Annotated in this window: 14 protein-coding genes and 1 tRNA gene; 2 read left to right on the top strand and 13 right to left on the bottom strand. The window is 62.2% G+C overall.

Translation table 11 applies throughout. From position 1 onward, the window contains the following. Nucleotides 1-4 precede the first annotated feature (4 nt). Nucleotides 5-79: transfer RNA gene (locus tag ABH15_RS01855), tRNA-Met, on the bottom strand. Between the two features lie 122 nt (nucleotides 80-201). Between ABH15_RS01855 and trxA the strand changes: the two genes are divergently transcribed. Beyond that, nucleotides 202-621, top strand: coding sequence for a thioredoxin (gene trxA / locus ABH15_RS01860; RefSeq protein ID WP_128692663.1), 420 nt, complete (start codon nucleotides 202-204; stop codon nucleotides 619-621). A 20-nt stretch (nucleotides 622-641) separates the two neighbouring features. On the opposite strand, the gene ABH15_RS01865 is transcribed toward trxA, so the two are convergent. Together ABH15_RS01865 and ABH15_RS14045 are read right to left on the bottom strand one after the other, a co-directional pair. Next, nucleotides 642-2,219, bottom strand: coding sequence for a sodium:solute symporter family protein (locus ABH15_RS01865; RefSeq protein ID WP_128692664.1), 1,578 nt, complete (start codon nucleotides 2,217-2,219; stop codon nucleotides 642-644). Then, nucleotides 2,209-2,334, bottom strand: coding sequence for a symporter small accessory protein (locus ABH15_RS14045; RefSeq protein ID WP_277749815.1), 126 nt, complete (start codon nucleotides 2,332-2,334; stop codon nucleotides 2,209-2,211). The genes ABH15_RS01865 and ABH15_RS14045 overlap by 11 nt, the downstream gene beginning before the upstream one ends. A 349-nt stretch (nucleotides 2,335-2,683) precedes the next feature. On the opposite strand from ABH15_RS14045, the gene ABH15_RS01870 reads away from it, so the two are divergent. Further along, complete coding sequence (locus ABH15_RS01870; RefSeq protein ID WP_128692665.1) at nucleotides 2,684-3,640, top strand: nucleoside recognition protein; 957 nt, start codon at nucleotides 2,684-2,686, stop codon at nucleotides 3,638-3,640. A gap of 5 nt (nucleotides 3,641-3,645) precedes the next feature. Here the strand turns inward: ABH15_RS01870 and ABH15_RS01875 are convergent, their stop codons facing one another. The 10 genes from ABH15_RS01875 to ABH15_RS01920 all read right to left on the bottom strand — a co-directional run bounded on the left by ABH15_RS01875 (nucleotide 3,646) and on the right by ABH15_RS01920 (nucleotide 15,616). Continuing rightward, nucleotides 3,646-5,025, bottom strand: coding sequence for a PAS domain S-box protein (locus ABH15_RS01875; RefSeq protein ID WP_128692666.1), 1,380 nt, complete (start codon nucleotides 5,023-5,025; stop codon nucleotides 3,646-3,648). Between the two features lie 135 nt (nucleotides 5,026-5,160). After that, nucleotides 5,161-6,267 carry a DUF362 domain-containing protein gene (locus ABH15_RS01880; RefSeq protein ID WP_128692667.1) on the bottom strand — a complete coding sequence of 369 codons (1,107 nt, stop codon included), beginning with the start codon at nucleotides 6,265-6,267 and terminating at the stop codon, nucleotides 5,161-5,163. An 18-nt stretch (nucleotides 6,268-6,285) separates the two neighbouring features. Then, a complete protein-coding gene (locus ABH15_RS01885) occupies nucleotides 6,286-6,660 on the bottom strand; it encodes a hypothetical protein (protein WP_128692668.1) in 375 nt (124 codons plus the stop codon). Beyond that, on the bottom strand, nucleotides 6,657-7,493 hold the full coding sequence (locus tag ABH15_RS01890) for an ABC transporter permease (protein WP_128692669.1): 837 nt from the start codon (nucleotides 7,491-7,493) through the stop codon (nucleotides 6,657-6,659). The genes ABH15_RS01885 and ABH15_RS01890 overlap by 4 nt, the downstream gene beginning before the upstream one ends. Continuing rightward, a complete protein-coding gene (locus tag ABH15_RS01895; RefSeq protein ID WP_128692670.1) occupies nucleotides 7,490-8,455 on the bottom strand; it encodes an ATP-binding cassette domain-containing protein in 966 nt (321 codons plus the stop codon). The genes ABH15_RS01890 and ABH15_RS01895 overlap by 4 nt, the downstream gene beginning before the upstream one ends. Nucleotides 8,456-8,513: 58 nt before the next feature. Continuing rightward, nucleotides 8,514-9,854, bottom strand: coding sequence for an MFS transporter (locus ABH15_RS01900; RefSeq protein WP_128692671.1), 1,341 nt, complete (start codon nucleotides 9,852-9,854; stop codon nucleotides 8,514-8,516). A gap of 285 nt (nucleotides 9,855-10,139) precedes the next feature. Beyond that, nucleotides 10,140-12,527: an endopeptidase La gene (gene lon / locus ABH15_RS01905; protein ID WP_128692672.1), complete on the bottom strand. Its 2,388-nt coding sequence runs from the start codon at nucleotides 12,525-12,527 to the stop codon at nucleotides 10,140-10,142. A 55-nt stretch (nucleotides 12,528-12,582) separates the two neighbouring features. Continuing rightward, entirely contained in the window at nucleotides 12,583-13,002 is a 420-nt protein-coding gene (locus ABH15_RS01910) for a MarR family winged helix-turn-helix transcriptional regulator (protein WP_128692673.1), read from the bottom strand. A gap of 121 nt (nucleotides 13,003-13,123) precedes the next feature. Then, nucleotides 13,124-14,527 carry an MFS transporter gene (locus tag ABH15_RS01915; protein ID WP_128692674.1) on the bottom strand — a complete coding sequence of 468 codons (1,404 nt, stop codon included), beginning with the start codon at nucleotides 14,525-14,527 and terminating at the stop codon, nucleotides 13,124-13,126. 84 nt (nucleotides 14,528-14,611) lie between these two features. Next, complete coding sequence (locus tag ABH15_RS01920) at nucleotides 14,612-15,616, bottom strand: proline iminopeptidase-family hydrolase (RefSeq protein WP_241647971.1); 1,005 nt, start codon at nucleotides 15,614-15,616, stop codon at nucleotides 14,612-14,614. Nucleotides 15,617-15,671 lie beyond the last annotated feature (55 nt).

A 15,671-nucleotide genomic window follows, 5' to 3' on the forward strand; every position in this document is an offset into this window, starting at 1 on the left:
CCGATAGCGAGGGATGGATTTGAACCATCGGTCTACGGGTTATGAGCCCGTCGGGATTTCCTGACTACCCCACCTCGCTCCTTATGGCATCAGAGCTATACCTTATTGGCCGTGTCATGTTATATAGGTTACTGCATTCCTGTTTCGTATGCCTCGCATTTCTCAACACTCATAAATAGATCCTCCTCCTTACCCCCACGTATGGAGGAGAAGAAGACCGGGGACGATGATCTTGCGCGTCTGCGGGAGCAGCGGCTCCGCCAGATGCAGGAGACTGCGCTTCGGAAGCGGGAAGGAGCCGTTATCGACCTCACTGATGTGAACTTTGCAGAGACGATCCGGCAGCACGCTTACGTCGTCGTTGACTTCTGGGCAGAGTGGTGCGGCCCGTGCCGGATGGTATCGCCGACGATCGAAGACCTTGCGAGGGAGTATGCCGGCAGAGTGACCTTCGGCAAGTGCAACGTCGATGAGAACCGGTGGGCGGGAAGCAGTTTCGGGATATCGGCGATACCGACGCTTCTCTTCTTTGCAAACGGTCAGGTCGTCGACCGGATCGTCGGGGTGCAGTCAAAAGCCGTCATCCAGTCGCGGATGGACCGTTCGTTCTCGTCGCTCTGATCCGGGCACAAAAAAAGGTGTTATGAGGTTTCGGCATGGCCCGGGGCTCCTGCGAGGCTCCGGTCGATCAGCCAGCCTGCCGTCAGCGCCGCGGTTGAGAGCGGCAGTGCAACGACCAGCGGGTCGATGACCGGCCATGGCATCGGAAGGAGGCTCTCCACGCCGAAGAGGAACTCCGCAAGGCCGAGCACCGCCGACTCTTTGATGTGGACAAAGGCGGTCCAGAAGAACCAGACGACCGCACCCGTCACCACGCTGTACTTTGCGCCCCGCAGCGACGGCCGGTCGGAGAAAAGGGCAAGGGCGTACGCCGGGAGGAACGCGGCGGCGCCGAGACCCATGAACATCGCCGTCGCGCGGGCGATGATGCTGCCGGGCATGACGTAGGCGAGCAAGACCGAGACGACGATCATCGCAAGGGTAGCGAGCTGGATTGTTCGCATCGACGGCTTTTCGCTCCGGGTATGCTGCCAGATGTCGTATCCGAGGCTCGTTCCCATGGTATGGAAGAGCGAACTGAGCGTGGACATGGCGGCGGCGAGGAGTGCCAGCATGAAGACGACGATGAAGAGGTCGGGCATCGCCGCGTTGATGTAGAGCGGGATGATCGTATCGATATTTCCGGCGGTCGCCGCCTGCATGGCGATCTCGCCCTGTGTCTCTGAGAAGTAGACGTTCGTCAGCGGCCCGACGGTGAAGGCGACACCGGTCATCATCAGGATGAACGGCCCGCCGACGAGCACCGCCCGGTTGATGGATCTGCTGTCTCTGACGGTCATGAATCGCACGGCGAGCTGCGGCTGGGCGAGGACACCAATCCCGACGCCGAGGATGAGCGTCGTCACCAGGGTGTACCAGAGGGATGACCCGAACTCCGGCATGGATGTCCACCCGGTCATCCCGGCGGCTGCAAGGGAGGCGGGAACCTCTCCCGAGAGTGCGTCGAGAGCCGCGTGAGCGTTCGTAACGCCGCCGAGGAGCAGGTAGGTGAGTACGAGCAGCGCCGTCATCCCGATGAGCATGATCGCGCCCTGGAGGGCGTCGGTGTACATGACCGCGATCAGGCCGCCGACCACGACGTAGAGGGCGACGACTGCGGCGAAGGCGATGAGGGCGGTGTCGTAGGGGATCAGCAGGGTGCTGGTGATGAACTGCGCTCCCCCGATCAGGATGGCGGCCGTGTAGAGCGGCATGCCGACGACGATCAGAAGGCCGGTGAAGGTCTGCATGAAGGGCGAGCCGTAGCACTTCCCCATCAGATCCGGGAAGGTGACCGCATTCAGGCGCTGCCCGATCCGCCGCGTTCTCTTCCCGAAGACCACGAAAGCGATGAGGACTCCGACGCCGATACAGAGGACGGTCAGCCACATCAGTCCCATGCCGAGCTGTGCCGCGACGCCCCCGAAGCCGATGATCGCCGAGGTGGAAATGAAGGTGGCGCCGTAGGAGAGTGCGAGGACGACCGGATGGATCTTCCTTCCGGCGACCATGTAGTCGTCGTGGCCTTTGGTCCTTCTATATCCGAGGTACCCGAGGCCGATGACCAGCAGGAGATAGGCGCCGGTCACCAGAGCGAACGTAAGCGTATCAACTGCCATTACTATCATCAAGCCCTGTATTCCAGTTCAGAATGCCGTACACGATACACGCAAGCGTAAGGCCGATAGCAAGCACATATGCAGACCAGATAGCGGGATCAGTAATTCCGAGCATAATAGTCCTCCCGGTAACGGATTACCGGATCAATCCACGGGAACACAGCGTCGTGCTGGTTCCCTATCTAAAGCTAAAGAAAAAGGCGAATGCGTTCTGCACGTCGGTGCAATAGGGGTTCACGCCGGAATGAGCCATCGGTGAATATCCCGCTTACCATAGGGTATCCGGATATTTAAAATATCGTGATCCATGGCCGCTCTCCTCTTCAGCGTGTTACGTTCCGTGTACTTTTTACATACCCGGGCCGACACCTCTCCGTGCAGAACCTGGCGGGGGAAGGTTATGTGAGATCCGGGACGATGTGGCAGTATGGTGCCGTCTCCCTTGGGCTGGGCACGGTGAGGGCGTGAGCGATCTCTTCGGCGCGACCGCCTCTCTTGCATTCGACCTCCTCGTCCGAACCGTCCCGGTTGTCGTGCTCGGGGTCTTTGCCGCTGAGGTGCTGATCGCTCTCCGGATTACCGATACGATCGCCCGGGCTGCCCGCCCGGTCACGTCGTTTGCGCATCTTCCGGGCGTCTGCGGCACGAGCTTCATGATGGCATTTCTTTCGTCGCATGCCGCGGACGCGATGCTCATGGACCATCTCCACAACGGTCGGATCGGTCGGCGCGAGCTCCTTATCGCCGCACTCATGAACTCGTTCCCGGGTGTCGTCATGCACTGGCGTTACCTGCTCCCGGTCTACGTGCCCCTGCTCGGCACCGTCGGGCTCGCTTACTTCATCATCCTGATGGCGATAGGCCTTGCGAAGACCGGTATCGTCATGGTTGCGGGGCATTTCCTCCTCCCGGCTCCGGAAGGACAGGATACGGCTCTGCCTTTGGCGGTCGGCGGGAGAGGTTCAGGATGGGAGGTGCTCGACGCTGCATGGCAGTCGGCGAAAAGGACACTCCGACGTATCCTCCCCATCATGATCCCGACGCTCATCATTGTTGCGTTTCTCATCGAGCTCGGCGTGTTCGATGCGATATCGTCGTACCTGAGCGATATCAGCACCTACTTTCCCGTGCCGGTCGGGGGGCTTTCGATCATCGCTGCGAAGTTCGGTTCCTTCGTCGCCGCTGCAAGCGTCGCATCGGCTCTGCTTGTGGCAGGCGAGATCACCGGCCGGGAGGTGATCATCACCCTGCTCGTCGGAAACCTCCTCTCGAGTTTCGTTCTCGCTCTGCGCTGGTTCGGGTCGTTCTACATTGCCATCTTCGGCCCCCGGCTAGGCACCGAGATCATGATCTACTCGACAGTCCTCCGGGACGGGATCACGCTCGTCGTGATCTTCCTCCTCGCCTGGGTCTGGCTGTAGGCGGGTCAGTAATGCCGGCGCATGAACTCGCGGATCGAGGCCGACTCGATCCACCCTGAGTCCAGCCTGCTGATGATGGCCTGTATGGTGTATGCCTGCTCGATGATCTTCGTCGAAGCGGGGTTCTCGTCCATGCACGCGAGCCCCACGATCACCTGGAGGGGGTTACGGATATGGTCGCCGAGGATGGCGAACTGTTCGATGTTCTTATCGATCTGGACATATGCCTCCCGCCTCTCCTCCTCGAGTTCTGAGAGCTTCAGGGCGGAACCGAGGTCGTTTGCGAGCGTTGCAAGAAGACTTACCTCCTCTGCGCTGAAGCAACCGTTGTTAGTGCGGGCGATGGCGATGACGCCGACCGGTTCGTTCCCGGCGTTCATGGGGAGTGCCAGAACCTCCCCGATGGTGGCAAACCGTTCGCAGAGGGGTTCATCCTCTGCCGGGTTCCGCGATGCGAGGGTGCCCGTCCGGTAGGCGGATTCGATGAGGCGGCGCAGTGGACGGTGGTGCGCGATTCCGGCGTACTGGTCGTCCGAGATTGAAAAAAGCGATATTCTCTCTTCTTTCCCGAGCCAGACAGAGACGATCAGCCCCTCCCGTATGTGCCCGAGCCGGTAGCAGGCCTTGTGAAGGAGGCTCCGCTCGTCCCGTTCCCGGACGAGGATCCCGGAGAGCTCGCTTGCGCCCCGGAGCAGCAGTTCGGCCTCCCTCCGTTCGGTCATATCGACGACGGTGCAGATGGCGGCGGCCGGGGAGAGGACGCCGGCAGAGATCACGACGTACCTGCATGCTCCGCCGCTGGTGACGAACGTCCCTTCGTAGTTCACAATCGCGTTCTCTTTCTCGATCTGGTACATGAACTCCCGGAGCTCCCCGTTCTTCTGCCAGATCTTGCGGAGGTTCGCTCCCATCAGGTCTTCGACGCCGTAGCCGAGCATCTCGGCGCATCGCCGGTTCACCTCAGTGATCCGGAGACTCTCCCGGTCGACGAGGAAGATACCCGCCTGTGAGTTGCCGAAGATCCCGTGGTACTTCTTCTCCTGCTCCTGCATGCGCCCCAGGAGGTATGCGACGATGCCCGAGATGCCCACCATGGCGACGAACTGAACCGTTCCCTCCGCCAGTGCAACCGTATCAGGGTAGGTGATGAGATAGACAAGGCCGATGTAGGCCGCGGCGAGTCCTACGGCAAGGTGCAGCCCCCGCTGCCGGTACCGGAATATGGCAAGGAGGATCGGGATATAGAAGAGGTTCGGGAAGATGCCGTTGATGCCGTGCGACAGGCCGTATGCGGTTATGGTAAGTGATACGGCCGATGTGATCAGAATCGCGGTGAGCCATCGATCCGGGAGGTACCCGGCGGCAGGGGTGGGGGGGCGCCACATAATTCTACCTGTGCGGTGGCAATCAATAAGTCCACCGGTATTGTGGCTCTGATGCGGCTCTCGGCGCCCATCAGACCCCGGTTAGGGAGAAAGACCCTTCCACCCCGCCCGTTCGGCCGGCAACGCCTCCGCCCGCTAGATTTTGATAAGGCGATAATCGCTCTCCCCAAGGCCGATCCCCGATCCGTAGGCGATCTGGTATTCGCCGTCCGTGTAACCCCACGTCCCGCGGAATTTATCCTCGCCCGGGGCATGGTGATGTTTCAGAAATGAGTTCACACATCCGGTCTCGCCGTTGACGAGGTCATAGCTCGCGTGATCGATCGCCACCGGATCGGTGGATGCGAGGATGCCGATATCGGGTACGATTGCCGCGTCGCTCCAGGGGACGCAGTCACAGTCGGGGGTTATGTCCACGAGGAAGTTAACGTAGCCGACCCGCTGCTCTTTCCCTGCCACGGCACCGAGGGCATATTCGACCATTCGCTCGAGGAAAGGCCGTATCTCCGTCGTCCAGTCGAACTCGATCGCTCCCGCAGGGCACGAGCGCATGCAGTCGCCGCAGCCGAGACAGTGTTCGGGGTTGAACTGTGCTCTACCGTCGGTCATCGTCATCGCCGCCGCAGGGCAGACTTCAGTGCACTTCCCGCAGCCCGTGCAGCCTGCTTCATCGAGGAGCGGGCGTCCCGCGTGCTGCTCGGCCTTGCCGACGGCAGGAGCGCAGCCCATGGCGAGGTTCTTGATAGCACCGCCGAACCCCGCGAGATCGTGCCCCTTGACGTGCGAGAGGACGATCATGCTGTCGGCATCGGCGATAGTGCCGGCGATCTTGACGGAGGTGAAGTGCTTCTTCCCGATCGGAACCTCGCCGAAGTGACCGCCCCGCAGGCCGTCGGCGATGATCATCGGCGCGCCGACGACGGCGTAGTCGAACCCGTGCTCGACGGCGGTGATGATATGCTCGACGGCGTTTGCCCTGCTGCCCGCATATAGCGTACCGGTGTCGGTGAGGAAGGGCTTTGCTCCCTGCTCTTTCACCCGGTCGACGATCTGCCTGACGAAGACGGGTTTGATGAAGGTGTCGCTGCCCCGCTCGCCGACGTGGAGTTTGACGGCGGTCAGGTCGCCCGGCCGCACGACACCCGTGAACCCGGCGGCATCGAAGAGGCGCCGTATCTTCGTGATTCTGCTCTCGCTGCCGCTCCGTGCGCGGAGACTGGCAAAGTAGACGTCGGCTGTCATGGATGGAATACTCCTGCATCACTGGGTGCAGAGCGCTCTATAAAGGTAACTAAAAATGGGCGACGGTTCCCGGTCAGCGGAGAACCGAGAGGAGAATGTCCTCGTTCGAGGTGAGGACGGTGATCGCGGGGCCGCCGCTGCCGAGCACACCCGTGACAACGATCTCTCCGTTGCTCGTGCGAGCGTGACGTAGCCACTTATGTTCTGCGCATCGAGCCTCCCGTTCGTGGTGACCGCCGTCAGATCGCCGGTCGTGTCGGGAACCTCTATCCGCCCGTTGGATGCCCGTACGGCCGTTAGGTTCACCCCGGAGGCGACGAGATCGCCGTTCGCGGTCCCGGCAGAGGTAAGGGCGACCAGCAGCATGAGGAGCATCACCTCCCGCATCGTCACGTCACCACTGCCTTTCGGAAGGTCTGCCAGGCGATGACGTACATCGCCGTGGTGAAGAGTGCGAGAGCGGCGAACGAGATCAGGATATCTGCCGTCGTGTAGGAGTAGCGGGTGCCGATCGCGAAGAAGTCGCTGCCGATGGCGAAGTAGCGGATGCCGGTGACGAGGTAGGTGAGCGGGTTCAAGACCGAGAGCGCCTGCAGAAACGGTGGGAAGGCCGATATCGGGTAGAGGGCGTTAGAGACGAAGAAGAGCGGCAGCGTCAGGAGCGTGATGACGCCTTGCAGCCCTTCGGGGCTCTCCATCCGCATGGAGATAGTGGAGGAGAGGAAGAGGAACCCGAGAGAGAAGATGCCGACGAAGAGGAGGATGCCGAGGATGGCGAAGGCGACCTGCAGCGCCGAGTAGCCTTCAAAGAAGGTGACGCCGATGAAGAGCCCGAAGACCATGATGATCGTCACCTGGATGAAGGACTTGGTCATCCCCGAGAGGCTGATCCCGACCATGATAGCCGTCCGCGGGATGGGGCTTGCCATCATCTCCCGCATAAGCCCCCAGTTTTTGTCGAAGAGGATGCTGATCCCGCCGAAGAGGCTCGTAAAGAGGGTGGTCATCGCGATCACCCCGGCCGCCATGAAGGTGAGATATTCGACCGAGAAGACCCCCTCCGGAACCGGGACGGTGCTGGTCAGCTGGTCGAAGTTGCTCGACATCGCGACGCCGAAGAAGGCCAGCCAGAGCGCCGGCTGAAGGAGCGAGGAGAAGAGGAGCGCCCGGAACCGGGTGAACCGGATCATGTCCCGCCAGTAGACGGTCAGAAACGCCATCCTCATCCGCCGCCCCTCCCCGCTTCACCGGTATCCCGGAGCTCCCTGCCCGTATAGTGGACGAAGACGTCGTCCATGGACGGTTTTTTGAGGTTGACGCTCCGGATGGCGATCCCCTCCCGTTGCACCCTGTCCATGACCTCCGGCAGGCAACGGCTGGCGTCCTCGGTGATGGTGACGACGAGGCCGCGGGGCGATGCCATGATATTCCGGATGCTCGGAAGATCGCCGAGTGCCTTTTCCGCCGCCCGGTTGTCGCCCGTCTCGAGGTAGATGACGTCCTCTCCGAGGGCGTTCTTGAGGTCGTCCGGGGTGCCGGTGGTGACGATCTCCCCGTGGTCTATGATACTGATCCGGTCGGAGAGGGTGTCCGCCTCATCCATGTAGTGGGTGGTGAGAAATATCGTTGTCCCTCCTCTGTTGACCTGCTCGATGTAGTCCCACATCCGAAGGCGCGTCTGAGGGTCAAGGCCGATCGTCGGTTCGTCGAGGAAGAGCACCTCGGGCTGCGTCATCAGGCCGCGGGCGATCTCGAGCCTCCGTTTCATGCCGCCGGAGAGGTTCTTTGTCCGCTCGTTCCTTTTTGCGGAAAGTTCCACGATCCCGAGCATCTCCTCGATCTTCGCCCGCCGCTCGTCCCGCGGGATGCCGTAGAGCCGCCCGTGGAACTCCATCGTCTCCCAGACGGTGAGATCGCGGTCGAGCACCTCGTTCTGGAAGACGACGCCGATCGATTCCCTGACTCGTGCAGGCTCCTTTGCCACGTCATGGCCGGCGATCCTGACCGTCCCGTGCTGCAGGGGGAGGAGGGTGATCAGCACGTTGATGGTGGTGCTCTTCCCTGCACCGTTCGGGCCGAGGAACGAGAAGACCTCACCTTCCCTGACTGAGAAGCTGATCCCCTTCACCGCCCGGAAGCCGTCGAACGAGTGTTCGAGGTTCTCCACTTCGATAATGTTTCCGGCCATGTGACCCGGATTCTCCCTCCTGTCCACTACTCTTGCTCGCGGCATATCTCATTTTCCGTCAGGTGCCCGCCGCAGTCCCCTCCTCCTGCACCCGCCGGAAGGTGAGCACCCGGAGGGCGAGGAAGAAGACGAGGTAGATGACGCCGGCGGTGATCAGGAACGCTCCGGCGCCGAACTGTTCGTAGAGGATCCCGCCGGCGATGAGCCCGACGATGCTCGCAAGGCTCCCGGCGCTCCCTGCAACCCCCTGCACCGCACCCTGGTAGCGCTTTCCGGCGAGTTTCGAAAGCGCCGAGAGGGTCGACGGCCACATCAGGCCGTTGCCGACGGCGATGAAGACGGCGGCGAGGTAGATGAGGGCGAGATTGCCTGTGGCGAGGAGGATGAAGTTCACTCCGAGGATCGCGCTCCCTGCTACGATCAGGTACCCCTCTGAGATCCGGTCGGAGAGATGCGAGAGCACCGGCCCCTGGACGAAGGCCATCATGGCGCTGACCGCCGCGAGGTAAAGCCCGAGCGTGGTGGATGTCCACGCGAGCGGGCCTGCGGCGTAGGCCGGGAAGGCGGTGTAGTAGATGTTGAACCCGAGGAAGATGAGGAAGTAGAGGAGCAGGATGTAGGGGACATGGCTGAGCCGGAAGACGCCGCGGATGGAGAGGTCGCGCTCCCCCTCCAGCCGGTAGCATTCCTTCTGCTCCTGCCCGAAGGCGGTTCTGATGGCGGTTTTCTCCGGCTTTTCGGTGATCGGGCAGGGGCGCCGCTCCGGGAGCCAGACGATAATGATGACGACGCCGATGAGGGCGATGACGAGCGCTACAAGGACGGGCGGCACCTGGCCGTAACGGGTAGCACCGAGCAGTGCCGCGAGTGCCGGGCCGAGAATGAATCCGACGTTGGACGCGACCGACATCCGGCCGTAGTTCCGGTTCCGCTCCGCGTCAACGGTGACATCGGCGAGGTAGGCGTTCGCGACGGAGACGTTCCCGCCGGTGATCCCGTCGAGCGCCCGGGCGACGAAGAGAACGAGTAGGGGCAGCGTGAGGGTGAACGCGCCGAGGAGCCCGGAGTCGACGGCGGCGAGGGGGACGATCGGGAGGAAGAGTGCGGCGAGGAAGATGCACCACGAGGCGAGCGTCCCTGCCTGGGAGAGGAGGAGGATTTTCTTGCGGCCGTAGACGTCCGACGCCCGGCCGAGGAGCGGGGCGCCGATGAGCTGGAAGGCCGGGTAGGTCGAGCCGAGCAGGCCGTAGACGAGGGCGTTGCCGCCGAAGTCCGTGACGAGGAAGACGAGGAACGGGAGGACGATCGAAAACCCGAGGCTGCCGATGAAGCTCACCGCAAAGAGCGGGTAGAGCGTCTTTGCGGGCACGTTTCCGGGTTCGTCGGGTTGCGGTGGCATGGCGGTCGCACCGGGATACCCGGTGCGGGTTCATATACTCTTTCCCGGACACCGGGGAAGATGAGGAAGGTGAAAAGAGGAACGGCGCAGAACCCCTCTCCGTGAAGAGGTATGTGCGGCCGGTATTCGCTGGTCGGGATCGCCGATCTCGGGGTGGTTCTGGTGATTACACCGGGGATGGCGCCGCCGCCACCATTGGAAAGTTCGTAGTGAAGCATCTGGAGATGATCAATACCTACCCCGGCAGCGGGAGAGTTCTCTCCCCCGCCATACACTGTTATCCCCTTACAGGTCGTGCGCAGGCACGCACCGGTGCTTCGTGTAGGTCACGACGGTTCCGGGCAGATCGAGCCCGAGCGCCTCTTTCAAGACCTCCTCGATCGTTTCGACCGGCACGAAGGTGAGGTCACACCGGACGTCCTCGGGCACGTCCATTAGATCGCGTTCGTTCTCCCGCGGCAGGATCACCTTCGTGATCCCGGCCCGGTGTGCCGCGAGGACCTTCTCCTTGATCCCTCCGACCGGCAGCACCGCGCCGGAGAGCGTCACCTCGCCGGTCATGGCGAGCTTCGGGTCGACCGCTCTCGCCGTGATGAGGGACGCGAGCGCCGTGAAGAGGGCCACGCCCGCAGACGGCCCGTCCTTCGGTGTCGCTCCCGCCGGCACGTGGATGTGGATGTCGCTCGTGGTGAAGTCAAACCCGGTCACGGCGGTGTTTGCGAGGCGCGACCGAATCAGGCTCAGCGATATCTGCGCCGACTCCTTCATCACGTCCCCGAGCTGGCCGGTCAGCGTGAGCTTCCCGCGCCCGGGCATGAACGTCCCCTCGATGAAGAGGATGTCGCCTCCGACCGGCGTCCAGGCAAGCCCCGTTACGACGCCGGGCGCGTTCTCCCGCCGGGCCACGTCCTGCCGGTTCGTCTCCCGGCCGAGGATCTCGGGCAGCATCTCCGTCGCCACGACGAACGGGAGATCGACCTTCCCCGAGACGATCTTTGCGGAGACGTAGCGTGCGGCCGTCGCGAGCTGCTTCGTGAGCGCCCGGACGCCCGCCTCGCGGGTGTACCGCTCGATGATCGTCATCAGGGCCTCGTCATCGACCGCGAGCATCCCTGCATCGAGGCCGTGATCATCGAGGGTCTTTGGCAGCAGGTGATCCTTTGCGATCGCGAACTTCTCGTTCTTCGTGTAGCCCGAGATCTCGATCAGCTCCATACGGTCGAGGAGCGGCGCCGGGATCGTCGCGAGGGAGTTTGCCGTCGCGATGAAGAGCACGTCGGAGAGGTCGTAGGGAACCTCGAGGTAGTGATCCGAGAAGGTGCCGTTCTGTTCGGGGTCGAGGACCTCGAGGAGGGCGCTCGCCGGGTCTCCCGAGTAGGAGACGGCGAGTTTGTCGATCTCGTCGAGGATGAAGACCGGGTTCTTCGTCCCTGCCCGCTTCATGCCCTGGATGATTCGGCCGGGCAGCGCTCCGACGTAGGTTCGTCGGTGACCTCTGATCTCCGCCTCGTCCTTGATGCCGCCGAGGCTGATCCTGACATACTCCCGGCCGAGGGCGTCGGCGATGCTTTTGCCGAGGCTCGTCTTGCCGGTGCCGGGAGGGCCTGCGAAGAGGAGGATCGAGCCCTGCTTCTCCTGCTTCAGCTTCATAACCGCCAGGTGCTGGATGATCCGCTCCTTGACCTTCTCGAGGCCGTTATGATTGCTCTCGAGGACGTGGCGTGCCTCTTCGATATCGATGTTCTTCTTCTCCTCAACTGTCCAGGGAAGGTCGAGCAGGAGGTCGAGGTAGTTCCGGATCCCCTGGCTCTCGTGGTGCTGGCTGCCGCCGGTCTCGAGTTTCTTCAGTTCTGCGAGAGCCTTTTTGCGCACCTCATCGGGCATCGTCGAGCGCTCGATCCGCTCCCGGTACCCCTCCTCGCCGGATGCTTCGTCGCCTCCGTTGAGCTCTTCCTGGATCACCTTCAGCTGCTCCCGGAGCATCGCTTCCCGGTTCGCTTTGGTGACTTTATCCGAAACCTTCTTTGCCACGTCGACCCGGACGGCGATGCTCTCCTTCAGCGTCGTCAGGAGATCGAGGAATGCGTGGTACCGCTCCCGGACGGACGCGATCTCAAGGAGTCCCTGCTTCTCTGCGAGGTCTACCGGCATGAACGGCATGACGAATCCCATGATCCGGTCGATGGAATCCATCGTGTCGACGGGCCGGGTGAACTGCTCGGAACCCTGGAAGTGGCCGCTTATCTCGTGAATAACCTCTCTGACCCCAGCCAGAATGGTCGCACGGGTGGCCTCGTCGAGATCGGGGAGATCCGGAACGGGTTCGTAGACGGCAGAGAAGATCCCGTCTTCTTCCGAGAGCGTTACAGCCGTTACCCGCCCTACTGCCTCTGCAAATACCAGGTAACCGTCATCCGCAGGCTGCACGCGTGCGATCCTGAGCAGGTTTCCGGTTCGGTACAGCGTCCCGGGCGATACTTCCGCAGGATCGGTGCCGCTCTGCACGGTCAGCCCGACCGCCTCTGCGGATCCGGTGTTTCTCACTTCGGCGAAGAGCCGCTCTCCGGTGACGCTGTCTACCTGGAACTTTGCCCGGCTCTCCGGATAGACCACGGTCTCGAGGAGCGGTACGACGATCGTCTCTCTCCCGGCTCTTGTCTGTGGTGAATGCATAATTTCCTCAATCGTTTAGTTCGAATTTACCTAACTTTGTGGACGGGCAAAAAAATTATCCGACCTTCTTCAGAATCCCGATCAACAGTTCCGTCTCATCTTCGTCAAGTGATAAGAGCATCCTCTCGACCATCCTGTTCAGAGCGTTCTGCTCGGCCTGCGCAATCATCCGCCCCTTCTCGGTCAGGCGGATATACACGATTCTCCGGTCGGCAGGGGATTTTTCCCGGTACGCACACTCCATCCGGACGAATCGATTGATCATCTCTGTCACGGTGGGTTTTGAATTTCTGGTAATCTCGGCAAGTCTGCTGAATGTTACATCCCCGTGCTCGTCGATGACCTTCAGATAGGCGATCTGCTTCATCGTCAGATCAGATAATCCGCATTCGGAGAAGATCTCGCAAGAGCACTCGTTTTTGATGGTGATCAGGCGGTCAAAAACTTCGCACAGGTGCTCTTTCCTTGCCGTCATAACCGATACTCTGTTAGGTAGGGTTTACCTAATCATAAGCGTTGTGGTCAGGTGCCGGGGGCGACAAAAACCGGGAAGATCCCCTCCCTGACTGTTTTATCCCGTTTTTCTGCCCTCCGGTTCACCCCGGGTACATCCCGTCCTCCGTCTCGGCGGGGCCTGACGGCATCCCGGGAGCGGTCACCTCCGGCGGCTGCCGGGGGGTGGTCGGCTGGAACCGGAGTGTCCGCAGCGCGAGGAGAAAGACTACGAGTATGATCCCGCCCGAGATGAGGAATGCCGCAGGGCCGATCGCTTCGTAGAGCACACCGCCGAGGATCAGCCCGACGATGCTCGCGAGGCTCCCGGCGCTCCCCGCGAATCCCTGCACCGAGCCCTGATAGGTCTTCCCGGCGATCTTCGAGAGGAGTGAGAGGAACGACGGCCACATGATGCCGTTCCCGGCGGCAAAGAGCACGGCACTTGCGTAGATGAACAGCATGTTTCCGGTCACGAGGACGGTGAACCCGATGCCGAGGATGACGCTCCCGGCGATGATGAGAACGGCCTCCACGTAGTGTTTCGAGATCCGGGAGAGCACCGGCCCCTGCACCACCACCATCATCACGCTGATGGCGGAGTAGTAGATCCCGAGCTCCGCCGCCGTCCAGGCGAGGCTGCCTGCGGCGAAGGCGGGGAATGCGGTGTAGTAGATGTTGAACCCGAGGAAGATGAGGAAGTAGAGTGCCAGGAGGAAGGGGATATGGCTGATCCGGAAAGCACCCCGGAAGGAGAGTTTCCCCTTGCCTCCGGCGAAGGAGCAGTCCCGGTGCTCCTGCCCGAAGACCTTCCGGACGCTCCCCGTATCGGGTTTCTCGGCGATAGCGCACCGGTTCGACTCCGGCAGCCAGAACGCGATGATCAGCGTGCCGACAACTGAGATCAGGAACGCCGCGATCACCGGGAGGATCTCACCGTAGATTGTGGCACCGAGTATCCCGGCGAGCGCAGGCCCGACGATATAGCCCATGTTGGACGCGACCGACATCCGCCCGAAGTTCTGGTTCCGCTCCGCGTCGCCGGTGACATCGGCGAGGTAGGCGTTCGCGACCGAGACGTTCCCGCCGGTGATTCCGTCGAGCGCTCTCGCGACGAAGAGGACGAGGAGCGGCAGGGTGAGGACGAAGATGCCGAGCAGAGCCGAATCTATCGTTGCAACCGGAATGAGCGGCAGGAAGAATGCAACAAGAAAGATTCCCCAGGCGACGAGGGTGCCCACCTGGGAGAGGAAGAGGATCTTCCGCCTCCCGTACATATCCGACCATCGGCCGAGGATCGGAGCCCCCAGAAGCTGGAACGCCGGGTAAGTCGAGGCGAGCAGCCCGTAGACGAGGGCATTTCCGCCCCACTCCTCCACGAGGAAGATCAGGAACGTCAGAACGATCCCGAATCCCAGCGTCCCGATGAACGTGACGGCGTAGAGCGGGACGAGCGCCCGTCCCGTGAATGCCTCGGGCGTTCCGGGGGGCTCGGGCAGTAGCGGCATCGATGGCGCTGATGCCGGGAGGAGAGATATATCTTTCCGGCAGGGGTGCACCCCCGCTACGAGGTCGCACCGGAGTATCGGCTTTTACCTCTCCGCCCGGCGGAGGAACTCCCGCACCGTCTTGAGATACTCCTCGCTCTTCTCGAGGTGGTGTTCATGTGAGGCGTCCTCAAAGACCCGGACCTCGGCACCCGGTACCAGGCTCGCATAGAAGGCGGTCGTCTCAGGCGACGCCTCGTCGAACTCCCCGCAGGTGAAGAGCACCGGGACGCCGATCCCGCCGAGCTGCGGTGTGCAGTTGTACTCCCGGAGCGTCCCGGTCACCGTAAACTCGCTCGGTCCCCACATCTGCTCGTAGACGGGGTAGCCGAGTTTCTCGAACGTCCGGTTCAGGCAGTCGGGCCAGGGTTCCATCCGGCAGACATGCCGGTTATAAAAGAGCATCATCGCTTCCTGGTACTCGGGAGACGAAAACGTCCCCGACGTCTCGCTCTCGCTGATGGCCGCCCGGGCGCTCCCCGGCAGATCGGCAACATGCTCCTGCTGATCCGCCGCCCAGCGGGCTGCATTCAAGCAGGGAGCCGACAGCACCAGGCTCTTGACCCCGTTCTGGCCGCTTGCGAGGGTGTAGTACTCCACGGCGAGCGCCGTCCCCCAGGACTGCCCGAGGATATGCACCTCATCGAGGTCGAGCGCCTCGCGGACCGCCACAATCTCTGCGACGGAGCGGTTCACCGTCCAGAGTGACGGGTCGTTCGGGCGGTCAGAGTTGCCGCCCCCGAGCTGGTCGTAGAAGATGATCGGCCGCTCGTCCGCGAGCGCTTCGAGCGGTTCGAGGTAGTCGGAGGACGCCCCCGGCCCGCCGTGGAGCACCAGCAACGGAACCCCCTCCGCACCGCCGCCGACAATTCGATACCAGACATTCCCGCCGGGAACCGGGAGGTACCCCTCGCGAATTTCCGTTGTATTCGTCCCCTTCTGCACGTCGTCCCCTCCGGAACCGGATATCAGGAGTATGGCAGCGGCGAGCAGCAGAGAGATGCCGCACATACCTGCCAGAACTATCGCTTTCGATGCATGGTTTGCCATATCACTGCCTCTCCAGCCGCCACCTGCCGCCCATGCGGCGGATGCTGGCCGGTTC

The sequence above is a fragment of the Methanoculleus taiwanensis genome, assembly GCF_004102725.1.
Taxonomy (GTDB): domain Archaea; phylum Halobacteriota; class Methanomicrobia; order Methanomicrobiales; family Methanoculleaceae; genus Methanoculleus_A; species Methanoculleus_A taiwanensis.